The sequence below is a fragment of the Streptomyces sp. NPDC001796 genome (genome assembly GCF_042892355.1).
Lineage (GTDB): Bacteria > Actinomycetota > Actinomycetes > Streptomycetales > Streptomycetaceae > Streptomyces.
Genome location: NZ_JBIAUC010000020.1, coordinates 14105 through 33709, shown reverse-complemented (window position 1 = coordinate 33709; position 19605 = coordinate 14105). Strand labels below are relative to the sequence as shown.

Annotated in this window: 22 protein-coding genes; 9 read left to right on the top strand and 13 right to left on the bottom strand. The window is 71.6% G+C overall.

Features of this window, described 5'->3' with window-relative positions:
• Window positions 1-111: 111 nt before the first annotated feature.
• The 4 genes from ACFYZE_RS29605 to ACFYZE_RS29590 all read right to left on the bottom strand — a co-directional run bounded on the left by ACFYZE_RS29605 (window position 112) and on the right by ACFYZE_RS29590 (window position 2977).
• On the bottom strand, window positions 112-870 hold the full coding sequence (locus ACFYZE_RS29605; RefSeq protein WP_389000545.1) for an SDR family oxidoreductase: 759 nt from the start codon (window positions 868-870) through the stop codon (window positions 112-114).
• Window positions 871-889: 19 nt separating this feature from the next.
• Window positions 890-1651 carry a 3-oxoacyl-ACP reductase FabG gene (gene fabG / locus ACFYZE_RS29600; RefSeq protein ID WP_389000542.1) on the bottom strand — a complete coding sequence of 254 codons (762 nt, stop codon included), beginning with the start codon at window positions 1649-1651 and terminating at the stop codon, window positions 890-892.
• Between the two features lie 172 nt (window positions 1652-1823).
• Window positions 1824-2207 carry a DUF3037 domain-containing protein gene (locus ACFYZE_RS29595; protein ID WP_389000539.1) on the bottom strand — a complete coding sequence of 128 codons (384 nt, stop codon included), beginning with the start codon at window positions 2205-2207 and terminating at the stop codon, window positions 1824-1826.
• Window positions 2204-2977 (bottom strand): HipA family kinase, encoded by a 774-nt coding sequence (locus tag ACFYZE_RS29590; RefSeq protein WP_389000536.1) that lies wholly within the window; start codon window positions 2975-2977, stop codon window positions 2204-2206. The genes ACFYZE_RS29595 and ACFYZE_RS29590 overlap by 4 nt, the downstream gene beginning before the upstream one ends.
• A 351-nt stretch (window positions 2978-3328) precedes the next feature.
• Between ACFYZE_RS29590 and ACFYZE_RS29585 the strand changes: the two genes are divergently transcribed.
• On the top strand, window positions 3329-3829 hold the full coding sequence (locus tag ACFYZE_RS29585; RefSeq protein WP_389000533.1) for a Rieske (2Fe-2S) protein: 501 nt from the start codon (window positions 3329-3331) through the stop codon (window positions 3827-3829).
• A gap of 6 nt (window positions 3830-3835) precedes the next feature.
• Here the strand turns inward: ACFYZE_RS29585 and ACFYZE_RS29580 are convergent, their stop codons facing one another.
• Window positions 3836-4486, bottom strand: coding sequence for a cysteine hydrolase (locus tag ACFYZE_RS29580; RefSeq protein ID WP_389000530.1), 651 nt, complete (start codon window positions 4484-4486; stop codon window positions 3836-3838).
• 135 nt (window positions 4487-4621) lie between these two features.
• Here ACFYZE_RS29580 and ACFYZE_RS29575 point away from each other — a divergent pair, with 135 nt between their 5' ends.
• Window positions 4622-5089: a pyridoxamine 5'-phosphate oxidase family protein gene (locus tag ACFYZE_RS29575; RefSeq protein WP_200423521.1), complete on the top strand. Its 468-nt coding sequence runs from the start codon at window positions 4622-4624 to the stop codon at window positions 5087-5089.
• 5 nt (window positions 5090-5094) lie between these two features.
• On the opposite strand, the gene ACFYZE_RS29570 is transcribed toward ACFYZE_RS29575, so the two are convergent.
• On the bottom strand, window positions 5095-6012 hold the full coding sequence (locus tag ACFYZE_RS29570; RefSeq protein WP_389000527.1) for a LysR substrate-binding domain-containing protein: 918 nt from the start codon (window positions 6010-6012) through the stop codon (window positions 5095-5097).
• 74 nt (window positions 6013-6086) lie between these two features.
• Between ACFYZE_RS29570 and ACFYZE_RS29565 the strand changes: the two genes are divergently transcribed.
• Entirely contained in the window at window positions 6087-7025 is a 939-nt protein-coding gene (locus ACFYZE_RS29565; RefSeq protein ID WP_389000524.1) for a DMT family transporter, read from the top strand.
• Here the strand turns inward: ACFYZE_RS29565 and ACFYZE_RS29560 are convergent.
• Window positions 7022-8353: an aminotransferase class I/II-fold pyridoxal phosphate-dependent enzyme gene (locus ACFYZE_RS29560; RefSeq protein ID WP_389000521.1), complete on the bottom strand. Its 1332-nt coding sequence runs from the start codon at window positions 8351-8353 to the stop codon at window positions 7022-7024. The genes ACFYZE_RS29565 and ACFYZE_RS29560 overlap by 4 nt on opposite strands.
• A gap of 51 nt (window positions 8354-8404) precedes the next feature.
• Between ACFYZE_RS29560 and ACFYZE_RS29555 the strand changes: the two genes are divergently transcribed.
• Together ACFYZE_RS29555 and ACFYZE_RS29550 are read left to right on the top strand one after the other, a co-directional pair.
• A complete protein-coding gene (locus ACFYZE_RS29555) occupies window positions 8405-9085 on the top strand; it encodes a pyridoxamine 5'-phosphate oxidase family protein (RefSeq protein ID WP_389000518.1) in 681 nt (226 codons plus the stop codon).
• Entirely contained in the window at window positions 9085-9732 is a 648-nt protein-coding gene (locus ACFYZE_RS29550; RefSeq protein WP_389000515.1) for an FMN-binding negative transcriptional regulator, read from the top strand. Before ACFYZE_RS29555 ends, ACFYZE_RS29550 begins: the two co-directional genes overlap by 1 nt.
• Before the next feature lie 54 nt (window positions 9733-9786).
• On the opposite strand, the gene ACFYZE_RS29545 is transcribed toward ACFYZE_RS29550, so the two are convergent.
• The 3 genes from ACFYZE_RS29545 to ACFYZE_RS29535 form a co-directional block, all read right to left on the bottom strand.
• Window positions 9787-10740, bottom strand: a complete 954-nt coding sequence (locus ACFYZE_RS29545) for a DMT family transporter (RefSeq protein ID WP_389000512.1) — start codon at window positions 10738-10740, stop codon at window positions 9787-9789.
• A 180-nt stretch (window positions 10741-10920) separates the two neighbouring features.
• A complete protein-coding gene (locus ACFYZE_RS29540) occupies window positions 10921-11931 on the bottom strand; it encodes a DMT family transporter (RefSeq protein ID WP_389000510.1) in 1011 nt (336 codons plus the stop codon).
• A gap of 46 nt (window positions 11932-11977) precedes the next feature.
• The gene (locus ACFYZE_RS29535) at window positions 11978-12520 is read right to left on the bottom strand and encodes a Clp protease N-terminal domain-containing protein (protein WP_389000507.1); all 543 of its coding nucleotides are present in this window, start codon (window positions 12518-12520) and stop codon (window positions 11978-11980) included.
• A 272-nt stretch (window positions 12521-12792) separates the two neighbouring features.
• Between ACFYZE_RS29535 and ACFYZE_RS29530 the strand changes: the two genes are divergently transcribed.
• Entirely contained in the window at window positions 12793-13221 is a 429-nt protein-coding gene (locus tag ACFYZE_RS29530; RefSeq protein WP_389000504.1) for an SRPBCC family protein, read from the top strand.
• Window positions 13222-13291: 70 nt separating this feature from the next.
• Here ACFYZE_RS29530 and ACFYZE_RS29525 read toward each other — a convergent pair whose 3' ends face one another.
• Window positions 13292-13939: a PadR family transcriptional regulator gene (locus ACFYZE_RS29525; RefSeq protein ID WP_389000501.1), complete on the bottom strand. Its 648-nt coding sequence runs from the start codon at window positions 13937-13939 to the stop codon at window positions 13292-13294.
• Between the two features lie 556 nt (window positions 13940-14495).
• On the opposite strand from ACFYZE_RS29525, the gene ACFYZE_RS29520 reads away from it, so the two are divergent.
• Entirely contained in the window at window positions 14496-15305 is an 810-nt protein-coding gene (locus ACFYZE_RS29520; protein WP_389000498.1) for a PhzF family phenazine biosynthesis protein, read from the top strand.
• A gap of 48 nt (window positions 15306-15353) precedes the next feature.
• Here the strand turns inward: ACFYZE_RS29520 and ACFYZE_RS29515 are convergent, their stop codons facing one another.
• Complete coding sequence (locus ACFYZE_RS29515) at window positions 15354-16154, bottom strand: CPBP family intramembrane glutamic endopeptidase (RefSeq protein ID WP_389000495.1); 801 nt, start codon at window positions 16152-16154, stop codon at window positions 15354-15356.
• A gap of 148 nt (window positions 16155-16302) precedes the next feature.
• Window positions 16303-17820: a glutamate-cysteine ligase family protein gene (locus tag ACFYZE_RS29510; protein ID WP_389000492.1), complete on the bottom strand. Its 1518-nt coding sequence runs from the start codon at window positions 17818-17820 to the stop codon at window positions 16303-16305.
• A gap of 532 nt (window positions 17821-18352) precedes the next feature.
• On the opposite strand from ACFYZE_RS29510, the gene ACFYZE_RS29505 reads away from it, so the two are divergent.
• Together ACFYZE_RS29505 and ACFYZE_RS29500 are read left to right on the top strand one after the other, a co-directional pair.
• Complete coding sequence (locus tag ACFYZE_RS29505; RefSeq protein ID WP_389000489.1) at window positions 18353-18940, top strand: hypothetical protein; 588 nt, start codon at window positions 18353-18355, stop codon at window positions 18938-18940.
• Window positions 18941-19340: 400 nt separating this feature from the next.
• The gene (locus ACFYZE_RS29500) at window positions 19341-19547 is read left to right on the top strand and encodes a DUF5999 family protein (RefSeq protein ID WP_200423537.1); all 207 of its coding nucleotides are present in this window, start codon (window positions 19341-19343) and stop codon (window positions 19545-19547) included.
• The last annotated feature ends 58 nt before the right edge of the window (window positions 19548-19605 follow it).

Here is a 19605-nt window from a genome sequence, read left to right as displayed (position 1 = left end):
GCGTTCCATGACGACGTTGTCATCTGTCCGGATGTCTCGTGAACAGCGGCACGGGCACCCGTTGTGTCAACGGGCGCCCGTGCCGCCGGGCCCGTGTCACGGGCCCGGCCGTCAGACCGCGGCGTTCAGGTAGTGACCGCCGTCGAGGACGAGCGTCTGACCGGTGATCCAGTCGGACTGGTCCGAGGTCAGGAACGCGGCGGCGCCGCCGATGTCGGAGGGCACGCCGAGCCGGCCCAGCGGATAGGACGCGGCGGCCTCCTCCTCGCGGCCCTCGTACAGGGCCTGCGCGAACTTGGTCTTCACCACGGCCGGCGCGATGGCGTTGACCCGCACCTTCGGTGCGAACTCGTGCGCGAGCTGCAGGGTCAGGTTGATCATCGCGGCCTTGCTGATGCCGTACGCGCCGATGAACGGCGAGGCGTTCAGGCCCGCCACGGACGCGATGTTGACGATGGCGCCACCGTTGTCCTTCTGCCAGGCGTGCCAGGTCCTCTGGGCGAAGCCGAGCGCCGAGACGACGTTGGTCTCGAACACCTTGCGGGCCACGTTCAGGTCGAGGTCGGCGATGGGGCCGAACACGGGGTTGGTCCCGGCGTTGTTGACCAGGAAGTCGACCCGGCCGAAGGCCTCCATGGTGCGTTCCACGGCGATGGCCTGGTGGTCCTCGTCGTGCGCCTTTCCGGCGACTGCGATGACGCGGTCGGCGCCGAGCTTCTCGGCGGCCTCCTTCAGGGCCTCCTCGGTGCGTCCCGTTATGCAGACGCGGTCGCCGCGGGCGACGAACGCCTCGGCGATGCCGTAGCCGATGCCGCGGCTGCCGCCCGTGATGAGGGCGACCCTGCCGGAGAGTGCGGGCAGTTCAGTCATGTGCGCGTCTCCCCCGGCCCTAGTCGAGCGGTCCGCCGGCGATGTACAGCACCTGGCCGGAGACGAACCCGGCCGCCTCGCCCGTGAAGAAGGCGATCGCGTTCGCGATGTCCTCGGGCTCACCCACCCGCGCCACGGGGATCTGGGTGGCGGCCGCCGCCTTGAAGTCCTCGAAGCCCATCCCGACGCGCTCGGCGGTGGCCTTCGTCATCTCGGTGGCGATGAAGCCCGGAGCGACGGCGTTGGCGGTGATGCCGAACTTTCCGAGCTCCTTGGCCAGGGTCTTGGTGAAGCCCTGCAGACCGGCCTTGGCGGCGGAGTAGTTCACCTGGCCGCGGTTGCCGAGCGCGGAGGAGGAGGAGAGGTTGACGATCCGGCCGAAACCGGCGTCGACCATGTGCTTCTGGCAGGTCCGGGACATCAGGAAGGCGCCGCGCAGGTGGACGTTCATGACGGTGTCCCAGTCGGAGACGCTCATCTTGAACAGCAGGTTGTCGCGCAGCACCCCCGCGTTGTTGACGAGGATCGTCGGCGCACCCAGCTCCTCGGCGATCCGCGCGACGGCCGCCTCGACCTGGGACTCGTCCGAGACGTCGCAGCCGACGGCGATGGCCTTGCCGCCGGCGGCGGTGATCTTCTCGACGGTGTCCTTGCACGCGGCCTCGTCGAGGTCGATCACCGCGACGGCACGGCCCTCGGCGGCCAGTCGTACGGCGGTGGCGGCGCCGATGCCGCGTGCGGCGCCGGTGACGACGGCGACCCGCTGATCGGTGGTGGACATTGCTTGGTTCTCCTCGCCCTTGGAAAGCCTGGAACACCTTCGGAACGTCTGCTGAAAAGCGTCTGCGGCTGACGGTGCGCCCTCGGTGAGCGACCGCTTAGTACCTTCAGTAGACGTGACGCTAGAAGCCCTGGCACCCGGTGTCAACGGCACACCCGGCGCGTGTGATCCATTACCTCACCAGGAGGCCCAGCAACCGCTCGGCCTCGGCCGCCGGGTCGGCGGTCAACCCGGTGTGCACGGGCCCGGGCTGCACGACCGTGGAACGCGGCGCGATCAGCCAGCGGAAACGCCGCCCGGCGTCGTCGCGCGCCGCCTGCCCGGCCGCGGCGCCGCCCGTGCACACGCCCTCGACGGCACTGAGCGCGGCCCGCACGCCCGCGACGTCCGCGTCCGGGTCCAGGGCCAGCAGTTTCCGCTCGTCGAGGTGCGTGCGGGCGGCGACGAACGACTTGGCGCGGCAGTACACCAGTACCCCCGCGTTGATGCACTCGCCGCGCTCGATCCGCGGTACGACCCGCAGCAGCGCGTACTCGAAGACGTCCCGCTCGCTCACTTGTCCCCCTGACGGGTCCGAAGGCCCTGGATGCGTTCGTGGATGACGGCGGCACGGGCGAGCAGCGGCCGTGCGTAGGCCCGGCGCAGTTCCTCCGGGGTGTCGAAGCCGGGCTCGCCGGTCAGCCACTCGTCCGGGACGTGAGCCGTCACCTCGGCCAGCAGTTCCTCGGTGACGAGGGGCGCGAGGTCGGCGGCGGCAGCCTCGACGTCCGGCGCGAACGGGGCGAGGGCGTGGTCGGAGGCGTCGTAGGGGCGCGCGGCGGAGGCCTCGGCGCCGGGCCAGTTGTGGTGCCAGATCATGGTCGCGCCGTGGTCGATGAGCCACAGGTCGCCCTGCCACATCAGCAGGTTGGGGTTGCGCCAGGAGCGGTCCACGTTGCCCACCAGCGCGTCGAACCACACGATCCTCCCGGCCTCCTTCGGCTCGACCCCGAACGCGAGCGGGTCGAAGCCGATCGCGCCGCTCAGGAAGCCCATGCCGAGATTCAGTCCGCCGCTCGCCTTGAGCAGCTCCTGCACCTCCTGGTCGGGTTCGCCGAGCCCCAGCACCGGGTCGAGGCCGAGGGTCACCAGACCGGGTACGCGCAGGCCGAGCCGGCGGGCGAGTTCGCCACAGACGACCTCGGCGACGAGCGTCTTGCGGCCCTGTCCGGCGCCGGTGAACTTCATGACGTAGGTTCCGAGATCATCGGCCTCGACGAGCCCCGGCAGCGAACCGCCCTCACGCAGGGGCGTGACGTAGCGGGTCACTGTCAGTTCGGTAAGCATTTTCCCAGGCTATCGGGATACCCCCGGACCGCTTGTGACGTGGTGCCGGGCGCACGGGCGTCCATCGGCGTCCCGGACGTGCCGGATCTCGTACTCGCCCTCCCAGGCGTGCCCGCAGTGCTGACGCACGAACGAAACAACCCGCTCGACCCCGCCCCCCCAAGAGGCCGCACCGGCGCCGGCCGGAGCGGCCCGAGGGGGTCGTGTGTCCATCTGACAGCGGAACGACAGGCGTGTTTTACGCCTAGCTCATCCCGGACAGGTCAGGATCTCGACGGGGTCTGAACGGTCGGTGCCCGCAGACCGTACCTCCGTACAGATTTAGGAACGTCCGTGGAAGGGAACGTCAGCATGACCAGCGAATCGCTTCAGCCCGTCTCGGCGCCTGCCCGCCGCACCGTCGTGGCGGCGGCCGGCGTGACGGGGCTCGCCGTCGCGCTGACCGCGTGCGGAGGCTCGGACGACAAGTCGTCGTCGAGTCCGGCCGGTTCACAGGGCAACGGCAACAGCAGCGCGAGCACCGCCACCACGGGCGGGGGTGACGGCGCCGCGGCCGGTTCCGGCGGCACCGCCCTGGCCAAGACCTCGGACATCCCCGAGGGCGGCGGCAAGGTCTTCGCCGACCAGGGCGTGGTGGTGACCCAGCCGTCGGCGGGCACGTTCAAGGCCTTCTCCTCCAAGTGCACCCACGCGGGCTGCGCGGTGAAGGACATCTCGAACGGCGTGATCAGCTGCCCGTGTCACGGCAGCCAGTTCTCGGCGACCGACGGCAGCGTGAAGAAGGGCCCGGCGACCCAGCCCCTGTCCGCCGCGAAGATCTCCGTCTCCGGCGACGAGATCAAGCTGGCCTGACGTCCGCTAGTGGCCGGCCGCTCGACGCGGTGGTGCCAGGCAGGTCAGCAGCTCGTCGGTGGTCGTGATGGTGGCGACCAGGGCGAGGGTGTGGCGGATCATCGCGGGGGTGTAGTCGGTGGGCAGCCCCGCGATGGCGTCCGCGGCCACCACCGCGGTGTAGCCGCGGTTGACGGCGTCGAACACCGTGTTGGGGATCGCGACGTTGGCCGAGACACCGGTCACTATCAGGGTGCGACAGCCCAGGTTGCGCAGCAGCGCGTCGACCTCGGTGCCCGCGAGGGGCGACAGTCCGTGCAGACGGCGGACGACGAGGTCCTCTTCCCGCACCTCGATGGGCGCCGCGACCCGCACCGCCCTGGTCCCGGTCAGCTGCTGGACCGGCAGCCGTTCGGCCGCGCGGAAGAGACGGGCGTTGCGGCTGGCGCCGCGCCCGTCCGGGCGGCGTTCGGCGATCGCGTGGATCACCTGCACCCCGCCCTCGTGGGCGGCGGCGACCAGCCGGGCGACGTTGGCGAGCGCCCCCGAGGAGCGGGCCTCGCGGGCCAGTTCGGGCAGCGCGCCGTCCGGGCCCAGGACACCCTGCTGGCACTCGACGGTGAGCAGCACCGTGGCCGGAAGGTCCAGGAGGTCCCTGAGGCGTTCGCGCGACGGCATGGCTCCCCCTGTCGTCGACGTTCCGAGGCGGCGAGGCTAACGACCATTGCGGACGGACGGAAGAGGACCCATTCTTTTCTGACGTGATGTCAGAGGATCTCTCTGACACGACGTGGGAGAAGAAGAGGGGGCCGCATGACCGTCACCACGCAGCGCCGGGGCCGGAAGATCATGATGACACCGGGTGAGCTGGACGAGTTCCTCGCCGGCCAGCGCACCTGCCGCGTGGCGACCGTGTCCGCCGACGGCGCTCCGCACGTCAGCGCCCTGTGGTACGTCTGGGACGGGACCTCGCTGTGGCTCTACTCGGTCGTGCGCAGCAAGCGGTGGGCGGATCTGCGCCGCGATCGGCGGATCGCCGTCGTGGTGGACACGGGTGAGGAGTACGACCAGCTGCGGGGCGCCGAGCTGTCCGGCACGGCGGAGTTCGTCGGCGAGACACCGCGCACCGGGGAGCTGTGCGCGGAACTCGACGTGCCGGAGATGCTGTTCGCCCGCAAGAACTTCGGCCTGGAGGAGATGCCGCACGACGGCCGACACGCCTGGATCCGGCTGACCCCGACGAAGATCGTCTCCTGGGACTTCCGCAAGCTGGGCGGGTAGGCCCCCTATCCGCTCACCCGGGCCGTGACGGCCTCGCCTGCCGCGCGCAACGCCTCCACCGCCGCCCTGATCGAGGGGCGGCGGTCGGCGTCGGCCCGCCACACCACGTAGACGTGCCGTCGCATCTGCTGCCGCACGGGCACGGTCACCACCCCCGCCGGCACCGGGTCGCGTCCGAGGCGCGGTGCGATGCACACCCCGAGCCCGGCGGCGACCAGGCCCAGCTGGGTGTGCGTCTCCCCGGCGCGGTGCCCGACGCACGGCTCGATGCCCTTGGAGCGCAGGGTGAACATGAGCCACTCATGGCAGAACTCGCCGTCGCCCCACGTGATCCACTCGTCCTCGGCGAACTCCTCCAGGCCGACCTCCGCCCGGTCGGCGAGCCGGTGCCGGGCCGGCATCGCCACGTCCGCCGGATCGTCCAGGATCGCCGCCTTCACCAGGCCGTCCGGCAGCGGCATCGGCTTGTTGTACCAGTCGAGGACGACCGCGAGGTCCAGGTCGCCGCGCACCACGCCGGCCACCGCCTCCTCGGGTTCCAGCTCGCTCGAACGCAGCCGCAGCGCGGGATGGTCGGCGCGCAGCGCGGCCAGCGCGGTGGGGAACAGTCCGCGGGCGGCGGTGGGGAAGGCCGACAGGCGCAGTTCGCCGGCCACCTGCCCGCGCTGTGCCTCCAGGTCGGCCTGGGCGAGTTCGACCTGCGACAGGATCCGCGCCGCGTGCTCGGCGAGCAGCCGGCCCGCGTCCGTGAGCCGCACCCCGCGCCCGTTCCTGGCCAGCAGCTGCTGCCCCACCTCGCGCTCCAGCTTGGCCATCTGCTGGGAGACGGCCGAGGTGGTCACGTGCAGCCCCTCGGCGGCGCCGCTGACCGAGCCGTGCCGGGCGAGGGCGTCGAGGGTGCGCAGACGCTCGAGGTTCAACATATAAGTGATACTACGAGATACCGGGTGCGAAATCTCGATTGTGCTACGAGATCGGCTGGGTCATCGTGGGGGCCATGAGCACCGTCTCCACTCCGCGAACCGTCACCGCCCCCACCACCCCGCGCCGCCGGGCCGCCCTCGACTGGCGGATCCGCTTCGGTGTCCTCTCGCTGATCTGGGGTTTCAGCTTCCTGTTCATCAAGGTCGGCACCGAGGCGTACGCACCCTTCCAGGTCACGCTCGGTCGCCTGGTCTTCGGCACGGCGGTGCTCGCCGTCGCCATGGCGGTCAAGCGCGAGCGCCTGCCGCGCTCCGCCCGCACCTGGGGACATCTGGCGGTCGCGGGGTTCCTCCTCAACGCGCTGCCGTTCTCTCTCTTCGCCTACGCCGAGCTGACGATCCCGTCGACGCTCGCCGGGATCTGCAACGCGACCTCGCCGCTGTGGGGCATGGCCCTGTCCCTGGTGGCGCTCTCGGAGGACCGGCCGACGCGGCGCCGGGTGGCAGGGCTCGGCATCGGCTTCCTCGGCGTGCTGACGGTGCTCGGCGCCTGGCAGGGCTTCCACGGCCTGGACCTGACGGGCACGGCGCTGGCCCTGCTCGCCTCGCTGAGCTACCCGGTGGGCTGGATCTACGTCCGCCGCACCCTGGCCGGTTCCACCCACTCCCATCTTTCGCTGACGGGCGGTCAGTTGCTGCTGGCCATGCTGCAACTGGCCGTCGTCACGCCGGTCTTCACCACCCTGCCCGCGCACGTCGCGGTCCTGCCCCTGCTGGCCATCGCCGCGCTGGGCGCGCTCGGCACGGGTGTGGCGATGCTGGTCCAGTACGGCCTGGTCGCCGAGGTCGGCCCCACGACGGCGCAGATGGTCACCTACTTCGTCCCGGTCGTCGCCATCGCGGCGGGCGTGGCGGTCCTGGACGAGCCGCTGACCTGGTCGACGCCGGTCGGTGCGCTGATCGTCCTGGCGGGCGCGGCGCTGACCCAGTCCCGTCCCAAGGCCGAGCGCTAGACGTAACCACGGGCAGGGGCCGGGCCCACGGCGGAGGCGATCGCGTCCGCCAGGGGCCCGGTGTCGTCCGCGGTCAGGGTCGAGACGGTGATCCGGATGCCGGGCGGCGCGCTCAACCGGAAGCGGGCGCCCGGCGCGACGGCCCAGCCGGCGTGCAGCAGCCGGGCGACCGCTCCGGTCTCGTCGGGCACCGGCACCCACACGTTCATGCCTGTGACGCCGTGGGCCGCGACACCGCGCTCGGCCAGCGCGTCGATCAGCGCGCCGCGGCGCCGCCCGTACTCCGCGGCGACCGCTCGCGCGTCCACCGCGTCCTCCGTCCACAGACGGACCACCGCCCGCTGCACGAGCAGGCTCACCCAGCCGGGCCCGAGCCGCTGCCTCCCGCGCACCCGGTCCATGGTGACGGTGTCCCCGGTGAGCACCGCGAGCCGCAGATCGGGGCCGTACGCCTTGGCGACCGAGCGGACGAGGGACCAGTGCCGGGTGGCTCCGGCGAGGGGGTGGAGGGGCACGTCGACGATCCCGTGCCCGTGGTCGTCCTCGATGAGCAGGGTTCCCGGATGGTCCCGCAGCACGGAACACAGGGCACGCGCGCGGGAGGCGCTCACCGCGGCGCCGGTCGGGTTCTGCGCCCGGTCCGTGACGATGAGGGCGCGCGCGCCGGCCTCCAGGGCCACGCGTACGGCGCCGGGCAGCGGCCCCTCGTCGTCGACGCCGACCGGAACCGTGCGCAGCCCGAGTGCCGGCACGAGGTCCAGGGTCCTGCCCCAGCCGGGGTCCTCGACGGCGACGGCGTCCCCGGTCTTCAGATGGGCGGCGAGCACCCGCTCGACGGCGTCGAGGGATCCGGAGACGACGGCGAGCGGGCCGTCCGGCACCCCGTCGGAGTCCAGGGCGGCCCGCGCGAGCCGCGCAAGCTCCGGTTCCACGGCGACGTCGCCGTACAGCACCGGTGCGCGGTCGCCCTCGGCGGCGGCCGACGCGAACGCCTCCGCCAGCGGGGGCAGCAGCGCCGGATCCGGGTTGCCGCTCGACACGTCGCGTACGCCCTCGGGCACGTCCACACGGATGTGGTCCCGGCCCGTCGTGGCCGGCGCGGGCCGTACCCGGCTCCCGCGGCGTCCGGCGGTCTCGATGACTCCGCGCTCACGCAGGATGCGGTACGCGGCCGCCACGGTGTTCGGATTGACACCCAACTCGAGGGCCAACTCCCTCTGGGGTGGCAGAAGTTGACCCGGCTCCAGCTCCCCGGCACTCACCGCCCGCTCGACGTCGGCCGCAATCTCCGTCGCACGCCGCCCTGTGAACCTATATTCTCCTAGCACAAAACAAATTATGCACTAGTGCAATGGAGGGCGCACATGCAAGGGGCGCACATGCAGGGAAACCGACAGCCGACACCGCGGCCCGCCTACACCTCGACCGACCGCACCGTCCCCACGCGCTCCGCGGACCGTGCCTCGTACGACAGGGAACTGGTGCACGCGATACTCGACGAGGGCTACGTCTGCCATCTCGGCTACGTCCGCGACGGCGCGCCGGTCGTGCTTCCCACGCTGTACGGCCGGGTCGGCGAGCGGCTGTACGTCCACGGTTCGACCGGCTCGCGCCCGCTGCGGATGACCGGCGAGGCCGACCCGGGGCTTCCGGTCTGCCTGACGGTGACGCACGTCGACGGCCTGGTCCTGGCCCGCTCGGCCTTCCACCACTCGATCAACTACCGCTCCGTGGTGGTGCACGGCATCGCCCACCAGGTCACGGACCCGGAGGAGAAGCGGACGGCCCTGGACGCGATGATCGACCATGTGGTGGCGGGCCGCTCACACGACTCCCGGCCCGCCAACAAGAAGGAGCTGGCCGCCACCGCCGTGATCCGCCTCGACCTGGAGGAGGTCTCCGCCAAGCTCCGCACCGGTGGCGTGAACGACGAGCCCGAGGACCTCTCACTCCCCCACTGGGCCGGCGTGGTCCCGGTCCGCAGGGAGTACGGCACCCCGCTCCCGGACGCCGGCCTGGCACCCGGCACCGGCGTGCCGGACTACCTGGCGGCCCTGTGATGCTGATCCATCCCTGGGACGCGCCCCGCGACGACACGGAGTGGCAAGGCTGGCTGGCCGCCCATGACTTCGGGCAGCTCGCCGTGAACGGACCGCCGGGCGAGCCGCCGTACGTGCAGCCGCTGCACTTCGCGTACGACGCCGGGCGCGGCGAGGCCGTCACCCACCTCGCCCGCCCCAACCCGCTCTGGACCTCTCTGGAGGCGAACCCCCGGGTACTGCTCAGCGTGGTCGACGACTATGTCTATGTGCCCGGCCCTTGGCAGGCCCCGGTCGGCACCCCGTCCGAGCACGGCGTGCCGACGAGTTTCTACGCGGCCGTCCAGCTCCGGTGCATCGCCCATGTGGTGGACGACGCGGCCGGCAAGGCGGAGCTGCTGAACCGCCAGATGGGCCACTTCCAGCCGGAGGGCGGCTCCGCACGGGCGGCGGCGGGCGAGGCGCCGTACGGGCGCATGCTGTCCGGGATCCGCGGTCTGCGTCTCGAAGTGACCGACGTCCGGGCGAAGTTCAAGTACGCGAGCCACAAGGCGGAAGAGGTGCAGGACCGGATCGTGGCGGGCCTCGGGGCGCGGGGCGGCGTGCGGGACGGGGTGGCCCGGGAGCACCAGTTGCGCAGGCGGGGAGTGTGGTCCCCGGACCGGTGAGGCGCCGGTGCGGGCTCCTGCACGGCTTTGTGGAGCCCGCGCCCCTCGGTCCCGTCACACCGGGACTGCTTCCTCCTCCGCCGCCCGCGCCTGCCGCGTCTCCGCGAGCGCCAGCCCCGCGACCGAGCCGAGCATCAGTGCCGTGCCGGCGAGCGTCGCCGTCGTGAGCCGCTCACCGAGCAGGGCGATGGCCAGGACCGCCGCGCCGACCGGCTCGAGCAGCATGATCACGGACACGGTGGCGGACCGTACGACAGCCGCGCCCGCGAAGTAGAGGGCGTAGGCCAGGGCCGTGGGCACCGCGGCGATGTACGCCAACAGCCCCACCAGCACGGCGGGGTGGGCGGCGTGCGGGAGCAGCCCCTCGTCCAGTGCGAACGGCAGCAGGCACAGACTGGTGACCGCGAACGCCGACACGGTCGTGGCGGACCCGTCGGCCGCGCCGCCGCGCCCCCACCATCGGGTGAGCAGTGTCATGACGCTGTAGCCGGCCGCCGACACGACCGCGAGCAGCACACCCCACGGACGCACGGTCGCGCCGCCACCGCCGAGCACGAGCACCCCGAGCCCGGCGAGCGCCCCGGCGACGGCGGCCACCCCGCCGCCTCCGAGCCGCTCCCCCAGGGTGAGGCGGGCGCCGAGGGCGATCAGGACGGGCCCGGCGCCGAGGGTGACGACGGTCGCCACCGCGAGCCCGGTGGCGGAGACGGCCGCGAAGTAGGCGGTCTGGAAGACGGCGAGCCCCAGCCCGGTGGCACAGGCCCGCAACGCCCGGCGGCCGAGCGGCCCGGGTGCGGCGGTCCGGGCCGCACCCGGGCGCAGCAGGCGGACGGCGACCAGCAGCACGAGCCCGGCCGCGCAGCGCCAGAAGGACAGGGCGACAGGGCCCATGTCACTGGCACGGTAGACCAGGGACGCGGCCGCGCCCGCGGTACCCCAGGCGGTACCGGCGACGATCAGGTAGAGAAGGCCTCGCCCGACGGGCAGGCCGGAGGCAGCATTCGACACGAGTTGTCTCCGCAAAGGTGCAGAAGTTCGGCGGGGGACCCGTCATGCGCGGGTCCGTGGACTTCTTCTGCGGGCAGCACACCACTGCGCCCGGCGGTGGGCCGGGCGCGGTTTCCGGAGGGCCCGCCTCAGGCGGCCGGAGGCGGAAGAACGAGTGCGTCCGAATGCATGATCCGTACCCTAGGCGGCGGCTTCGCGGGCCGACAACTCACTTTCCTCTTCCGGGCCGGCGCTCGCGACGGGCTCCACGGAGCCCTGCACGGGCGCCGAGGACTGGGCGATGAACGCGCCCACCAGGACCACCGCACCGCCGATGATCTGCGGCGCCGAGAGGTGCTCGCCGAGCAGCACCCAGGCCAGCACGGTGGCGATGACCGCTTCGAGGCAGGCCACCACGCCCGCCACCTGGGGCGAGAGCCGGCGCACGGACAGCACGCCGGTGACGTAGGCGAGGACCGTGGCGATCAGCACGATCCAGGCCAGGAGGAGGACGGCCGGTACACGCGTGCCGTTCATGTCCGCGGTTCCGGTGAGCACCGGCCAGTCCATGGTCCAGGGACGGGCGACGACGGTGAGCACGGCGGCCCCGACGAGCAGTCCGTACGCGATGACGCCGAGCGGGTCGGGGGCCTGGTCGCCCGCCTCGCTGCCCTGGTCGGACAGGACGAAGTAGCCGACCTGGCAGCAGGCGGCGCCGAGCGCGAGCAGTATCCCGAGCGGGTCGAAGCCCAGCCCGGACCACACCTCGACGACGCAGGCGAGCCCGCCGACCGCGATGACCACACCGACCGCCGCGGCACGCGCCACCGGCCGCCGCTGCACCAAGCGCACCCAGCCGAGGACGAGCGCGGGCGCCAGGTACTCGATGAGCAGGGCGACACCGACGGGTATCCGCGACAGCGCGGCGAAGTAACAGGCCTGGACGCCGGCGACGGCGAGCAGTCCGAACCCGGCAAGCAGGGCGGGGCGGCGGCGCAGCAGGGCGCGGTGGCGTACGGCGAGCGGCAGCATCACGAGCGCCGCGCCCGTGACCCGCAGCCAGACCACGTGCAGAGGGTCGAGCCCCGCCTGGATCAGCGGCTTGGCCGCGACACCCGATCCACCGAAGGCGACCGCCGACGCGAGCGCGAGCCCCAGCCCGACGCCTCTGCCACGGTTGCTCTGACTGCCCTGAGACGTATGCACCGGCACATGATGGCAGGAGACGACATGAGCGTCACCATCAATAGCTCCTGTCTCAGCGACTGGACGGAACCGAGCCCGCCGCCTCGATCCGGTCCGCCAGCCCCCGCACGTCGACGCCCGCGCGGCCGAGGACCTCGACGGCGCGCGACTCGGGGTCCGCGACCATCGCCGCGAGCAGGTCCAGCCCGCGTGCGGATGCGTCGCCGCGACCGGCAGCGCGCCCGTACGCCGCTCCCAGGGCGGTGGCCGCGGCGGGCGACCAGCCGTCCGGTTCCTTCAGCACCGGCACCGCGCCCGAGTCCTCGACGGTGGTCTGCCAGCGCAGGCCGTAGCCGATGGCGCGCTGGACGAGGTAGCCGAGCAGCCGCGCGACCTGCGGCCCGTCGAAGACGGCGCGCACCTCGGGGTCGGACTCCAGCAGCGTGTGCAGCAGGTGTGCGGTGTCGATCCCCCGGTCCCCGTCACGCAGCGCCCTCCTGCGGGCGCCGGAAAGCACCGCGGCCAGCTCCGAGGTGACCCTGGCATCGAGGTGGGAATGGTGCGTGCCGCGTTCGGCGGCCGGCCGCTGGACATGACGGGGTGGCACGTCCTCCACCCCATCAGCCGCAGCGGTCCGAGTCATCCTCGGCGGGCAGCATTTGCGCGTCCGACACAGGTTGGGCATGGCTGACCCGGCTCTCCTCCTTACGGATGACATCGCGCCCTTTCCGCTCGGGAACCGCGCGTTCTCCGTGCCTCGGCCGGTGCGGGACGGGCGCCCCATCGTTCCTGACTGTTCATCAGTATTGAATGTTGCAGACCCTGCGGCTACGTTCCGCGACAGCACAGCTGCGCCCGGCGCAGCAGCCGACGCGAAGGGGTGGTCGCATGGCCGAAGTCAGCGCGGAAGCTCGCATCGAGGCCCCCGCCGAGAAGGTGTGGGCCGCGCTCACGGACTGGTCGGCGTACGGCGAGTGGAACGCGACCCACACCGGCTTTCCGAAGGGCGGTCCCGAAACCCTCGCGCTGGGCGGGACCTTCGAGGAGAACATGAAGCTGATGGGCTTCCCGGCCGAGGTCACCTGGACCATCGACGAACTGCGCCCGGGGCGCGTGCTGTCCATCCGCGGCAAGGGCCCGATGGCCGTGGACCTCGCCACCCGTTACACGCTGACGCCCGACGGCGAGGCCACCTCGGTGCGGATCGACGGGGAGTTCACCGGCGCGGCGGTGTCCCTCATGGCGGGCAAGCTGAAGGATTCGGCGACGGCCGCGCTGAACGAGTCGCTGCGCAGGCTGGGCGCACTGGTGTCCTGACGACACGTGCGCCGACGCCGAGGCGCCCCGCGGACGCGGTGCCGCGGGGCGCCCTCACCTCACCGCGCCGTCAGTGCTCGTCGGCGAGGATCAGGTACAGCTTCTTGCGGGCCTCGTTGATGACCGCGAGGGCCTTGTCGCGCTGGTCCTTGTCGCCGGTCTTCCAGACCTGGCCGAACGCCTCCATCAGACCGACGCCGGCCTGCCGGATCTCGTGCAGCGCCTCCCAGTCGACACCGCGCGAGGCCTCCTCCCACGGGGCCTCGGGGCCCTCGTCGGCCGCGGCGCGACCCGGCTCGGTGAGCGAGAAGAGCTTCTTGCCCCCCTCGCTCTCACTGGTGATCAGACCCTCGTCCTCCAGCAGTTGGAGGGTCGGGTAGACCGAACCCGGGCTGGGCTTCCACGCCCCGCCGCTGCGCTCGGCGATCTCCTGGATCATCTCGTAGCCGTGCATGGGCCGGTCCTTGAGAAGCGCCAGGATCGACGCGCGTACGTCGCCGCGCCGCGCCCTGCCCCTCGGTCCGCCCCGGCCGCGCCCGCCCCAGGGGCCGCCCGGACCGAAGAAGCCCGGCCCGCCGAAGCCGGGGCCACCGGGTCCACCCGGCCCGAAGGGCCCGAAGGCTCCGCGTCGGCCGTCGAAGCCGCCCCTCATGTGGTGCCCGGGGCCGCCGTGGTGGCCGTGTCGCTCGTATCCGAAGTCCTGTCCATGGGAACGCATCCCAACCCCTCCATTCCATCGTTGATCTGTCGCGATGCTTCAACGATATATCGGGACTGTTCGCGTGACAAGGCCCTGCCGAAGCTCGCCGAGCGACAAGGGCCGATCGAGAAAACCCTCCGGCCAAGCGTTCGCGGCGCGACCGCCGCGTCGCCGCTCGTACACGGGCCACCTCGACCGACCATCCTGTCCCCGCTCCGCCGGTCACCGAGCCCGAACGTGACGACGAGTCGGACACCGAGTTCGCTGATGTCATCCCGCCGGATCTGTTCGACCCGCTCGCCAACCGCTGGAGGCGCACGGGACTTCCCTCCCGCCCCAGTTGATCTGGTCCGAAGCCGCGGCTGTGACCTCGCGCGACCAGAACGGTTGAGACACCTGGGTGGCCGAAAAAATGGCTTGGACTTGGTTCGTTGAGACGGTGAGACGGTGAGACAGGACACGTACGGAAACCCGGCCCCCGGCGGCCGACCGCCGGCCGCCGGCCGTCGACACCAGTCCAGCCGCCCCGAATTGGCCTTGGCCCGCCCCGACCGAGGGCCTCTAGCGTCGGCCCATGCGGATTCGTATCGTCGACGCCTTCACCGACCGCCCCTTCGCCGGCAACCCGGCCGGTGTCCTGCTCCTCGACTCGTTCCCGGACGACGACTGGCTCCAGAACGTGGCCCGCGAGGTCAACCACGCCGAGACCGCCTTCGCACACCCTCTGCACAACGGAAGCGAGGCCGACTGGGCGCTGCGCTGGTTCACCCCGACCACCGAGGTCGCCCTGTGCGGCCACGCGACCCTGGCCACCGCCCACGTCCTGCACACCACGGGCGCCCACGAGGGCCCCGTCCGGTTCGCCACCCGCAGCGGTGTCCTCAGCGCCGCGCCGCGCGACGACGGCTCGATCACACTGGACTTCCCCACCGCGCCGCTCACCCCAGTCGAAATCCCCGACGGCGTGGCCGAGGCCCTCGGTGCCCAGCCCCGCACCGCGGTCGACACCGGGCCGGGCGTCGGTGACCTGGTCCTCGAGCTCGCCGACCAGAAGACGGTCCTCGGCCTTGCCCCGGATCTACGGGCGCTCGCCCGCCACTCAGAGCGCGGCATCATCGCCACCGCCCGCGCCGAGGATCCCTCCCGCGGGTACGACTTCGTCTCGCGCTGCTTCTTCCCGAACGTGGGCATCGACGAGGACCCGGTCACCGGCAGCGCCCACACCGCCCTCGCCCCCTACTGGTCCGAGCGCCTCGGCCGCCCCGACCTCACCGGGCTGCAGGCCTCCCCGCGCTCCGGCCGCGTCCGCACCGAGCTCCGCGGCGACCGCACCCTGCTCACCGGCCACGCGGTCACCGTCATCGAGGGCGAACTGCTCGCCTAACGGCACACCAGGCGCGCACGACGCCCTCGTGCGCCCTTGCCGGCCCGTTCACGCGGTCGGCAGCCAGCCCACCTTCCCCGCCAGCAGCGCGTACCCCACGAACGCCCCGATGTCGAGCAGTGAGTGGGCCACCACCAGGGGGCCGACCCGCCCCCAGCGCCGGTACAGGTAGACGAAGACCACACCCATGACCATGTTGCCGAAGAAGCCGCCGATGCCCTGGTAGAGGTGGTAGGAGCCGCGCAGCACCGAGCTGGCCACCAGGGCGGTACCGGGGGTCCAGCCCAACTGGCCAAGCCGGCGCAGCAGATAACCGACGACGATGACCTCTTCGAGGACGGCGTTCTGCATCGCCGACAGGATCAGTACGGGGAACTTCCACCACACGTTCGGCAGCGCCTCGGGCACCACCGTCAGATTGGCGCCCAGCCCTCGGGCGACCAGGTAGAAGGCGATGCCCGTGGAGCCGATCACCGCTGCGATCGCCGCCCCGCGCCCGAGGTCCGGCCAGGGCCTCCTCCGGTCGAAGCCGAGCGTGCGCAGCGACGCGCCCTCACGCAGCAGGAAGTGCGCGACCAGCGCGACCGGGATCAGCGCGGTGGCGATCCCGAAGAGCTGCCAGGCGAGATCGAGCCAGGGGCGGCCGGGCGCTGCCGAGGCGTTCATGGTGGCCGCCTGGTCCTTGAGCCCGCCGGGTTTGGTGACCGACCCGACAAAGCTGATCAGCGCGGAGACCCCGCTCGCCCCGAGCGAGAGCCCCAGCACCAGCAGCGTCTCGGCACGGAAAATCCGCCGTGTCGGTCCTTCCGCCGTAAAGGAATCGGCCACCGACCCTGCCTCCACCCGCACTCCGCCTCCAGTTGAGCGATCCCGCCTCGTCCCCATCTTCTGCCATACGGCTGTGTACGGGCACGGGGCTCAACAGGGAGGGGGTGCTCGTCGGCGGAGACGGACCGAGGTGACCGTGCGGCCGGTCAGCCCGGCCGCACGGGATCACTCACCTCACGCCCGCCGGTTCCGGTAACCCGACCGGCCAGGTGTGGACCGGGTCTCCGGCGTGCATCAGCTCGCGGTACCGCACGGTCGTCGCGGCCAGCGCGGCGTCCCGGTCGAGGCCCCGCTCCAGGGCCCGGTGGAACGTGGCGGCCTGCCAGCTCGCGCCGTTGACCCGCCGCCGGCACCGCTCCTCGATCACTCCGAGGTAGAAGTCCCGGTCGGCGGGTTCCACTCCCCATGCGTGCAGCCCCGCCTCGGCGAGCGGCAGCAGTTCGTCGCGCACCAGGTCCACGGCCGCGATCTCGGTGGTCCCGCCGTACCGGCCGCGTTTCGGCCACTGCAGACGGGCCTCGATGCCGTACCGGCAGGCCGCGTCGAAGTTGGCGGCGGCGGCCTCGAACGGCAGCCTGGTCCACACCGGCCGCGTTTCCTCGGCGAGGGCGCGGACCACGCCGTAGTAGAAGGCCGCGTTGGCGATCACATCGGTGACGGTGGGTCCCGCGGGCAGCACCCGGTTCTCCACCCGCAGATGCGGGACGCCGTCCGCGATGCCGTAGACGGGCCGGTTCCAGCGGTAGATGGTGCCGTTGTGCAGGACCAGTTCGGAGAGCTTCGGGACGCCTCCCTCGTCCAGGACGCGCAGGGGTTCCTCTTCGTCGCAGATCGGCAGCAGTGCCGGGAAATAGCGAAGGTTCTCCTCGAAGAGGTCCTGTGCCGAGGTGATCCAGCGCTCCCCGAACCAGGTGCGCGGCCGCACACCCTGCGCCTGGAGTTCCGGCGGCCGGGTGTCGGTGGACTGCTGGAACAGCGGCGGCCGGGACTCGCGCCACAGCTCACGTCCGAACAGGAACGGAGAGTTGGCGCCGAGTGCGACCTGCACCGCCGCGACCGCCTGAGCCGCGTTCCAGAGGTCCGCGAAGCGGTTCGGGGTGACCTGGAGGTGCAGCTGGACCGAGGTGCAGGCGGCCTCGGGCGTGATGGACCGCGCGCTGCACTCGAGCCGTTCGACACCCTCGATGTCGAGCCGGAAATCCTCGCCCCGCGCGGCCACGATCTGGTCGTTCAGCAGGGTGTAACGGTCGACCGCGGAGAGGTTGGAGGAGACCAGGTCGTCGCGGTCGAGCGTCGGAAGGATGCCGATCATCAGGATCGAGGCATCCAGCTCGTTCGCTTTCCGGTCGGCATAGGCGAGCGAGATCCGCAACTCCTCGGCGAGCCGGTCGAAAACCCGGCCGTCCAGCCTGTGTGGAGCTATGTTGACCTCGAGGTTGAACATGGCGAGTTCTGTTTGGAAATCCCGGCTCGCAATCCTTTCCAGAACCTGTGCGTTCATCATTCTCGGCGTCCCGTCCTGCCCGACGAGATTCAACTCGATCTCCAGGCCCATCAGGTTCTTGGGGCGATCGAACCGCTTCTCCTCCAGCAGTCGCGCCAGTCCCGTCAGGCACTGCCTGAGCTTGTCGCGGTAGTGCTGGCGATCGGACAGGTCGAACGGCCCTGCCACGACCTTCTCTCCCATCGAAGCGTCCCTCCTGAGATGGGCAGGCCGACGTTACGGCCGCTGCTGTCCCGGGTCACGGGGGATAATGCCCAGGCAACGCGATCGATAACGTCCCGGTGGCGACCGTCACCCGCTACGCTGTCGCCGGGCACATTCACGAGGCATGGAGCAGGACGCAGTTTCACGATGCAACCGTGTCGTGAAAAACGCCGACGAGAATCGGCCGACCGCTACGGACAAGTATTCCGAGGTCACCGCCCTGACGCCTACGCAGGACCGGGACGAACCTCGCTTATCGCCGACCGGATATCACCTTGCCGACATAAGCGCGTCGTTCCGACGAAACAGCGTATGAACACGCGTCGTATAAACTTTGCGCACGGGGCAGAGAGTTGGCGCTCACGGTTCGGGCCCTGTCGTCAAAGCGCCGCCGTTCGTCCGGGCTCGGTTACCCCCTTCCCTCCCTCTGACCCCGAGAGCTGACAGCGCCGTCCGCCCGCCCTACCACGCCCTCGCGCCCCCTTGCCTGTCGAATGAGAGGCGACCCACCATGCAGCTGCATGTCCCTCCGGCTCCCGCGCCCGCTCTCCGCTCCGTCCTCACGGCACTCGGTTCCCCGACCGCGGTCCGGGAGGCTCCCACTCCCTCCCTGCGTACGGCCCAGGGACCCGTGACCCCGGAACTTCCGCTGCCCGTCCATGTCCTGGACCGGATCACCCCGGCCGGCGCGTCGGCCACCCGGCTCGCCGGATGGCGATTCCTCATCCGTTCCGGGGGCCGCGCCGTGGCCGCCGCCGAGACCATGCTGACGCCCGACGGCTGGGCCTTCTCGCACTTCTTCGAGGGCCCGTACGTCGCCGCGACCGAGCGCGCCGTGCTCCAGGCGGAAACCACGCTGACCGAGCCCTACCAGGCCCGGCTGCTGTCCGTGCCGGAGCTGTACATGCTCACACTGTGGCTGCACGGCGACTGCACCGCCGACGGCGCGACGGGCCACCCGGCGGCGAACGACCTCCTGGTGCCGCTCGCCCCTGCGCCGCCCGGCATCGCGGCGCACCGCCCGCACCGCGTCGCCGACCTCCTGCCGGTCCTGACCCACCGGGTCACCCGCACCCCGCTGCTCGGCCAGCCCGCTTAGCCTGCGGGTCTCCTCTCACCGTGCCCCGCCGCCGGAGACGGCCGCGGGGCACGCCCATGTCCGGGCCATCGAACGCCTCCGGACGCCTTCGCTCATTCGTGTCCCATCACGCTCGTACGAGGGGTGACGTGCGGGTCAGTCCATATGGACTAGCCCCTCCCGGCCACCGCGAACCATCCGAAGTGACCGTGCGGTAGGGCTGAACCGTCCGGGCGGGGGACGCGTCATGAACCTGTGAGGAGCGGTGCTGCGAAATCCCTGCGGATCGACGCCCGTGGGGCAACACTGGGTTCCTGACCGACGTATCCGACGGGGGGCGGCGATGAGCGACACGACGAGCCGCAGGACAGACACGACAGCCATCTCACACATACCGACAGAGCGAAAGATCCCCACCACCATGTGCCAGCACCAGCCACCGTGCCCGACCGCCGAATCCGCCGACCGGGAGTCCGCCCGCCTCGTGGCGCACCACCCGGAGCAGGGATGGAGCCTGCTGTGCAACGGCGTGCTCCTGTTCGAGGACACCGGTGAGCTTCTGCCGGACGGCCAGATCATCGCCCCGCACCGCCCGCTGGGCATCGACCAGGTGATGACAGCCGCCTGAGCGCGCACCAGGGCATCCGCTGCCCTGACACACCAGGGGCCGGCCGGAGACACGCTCC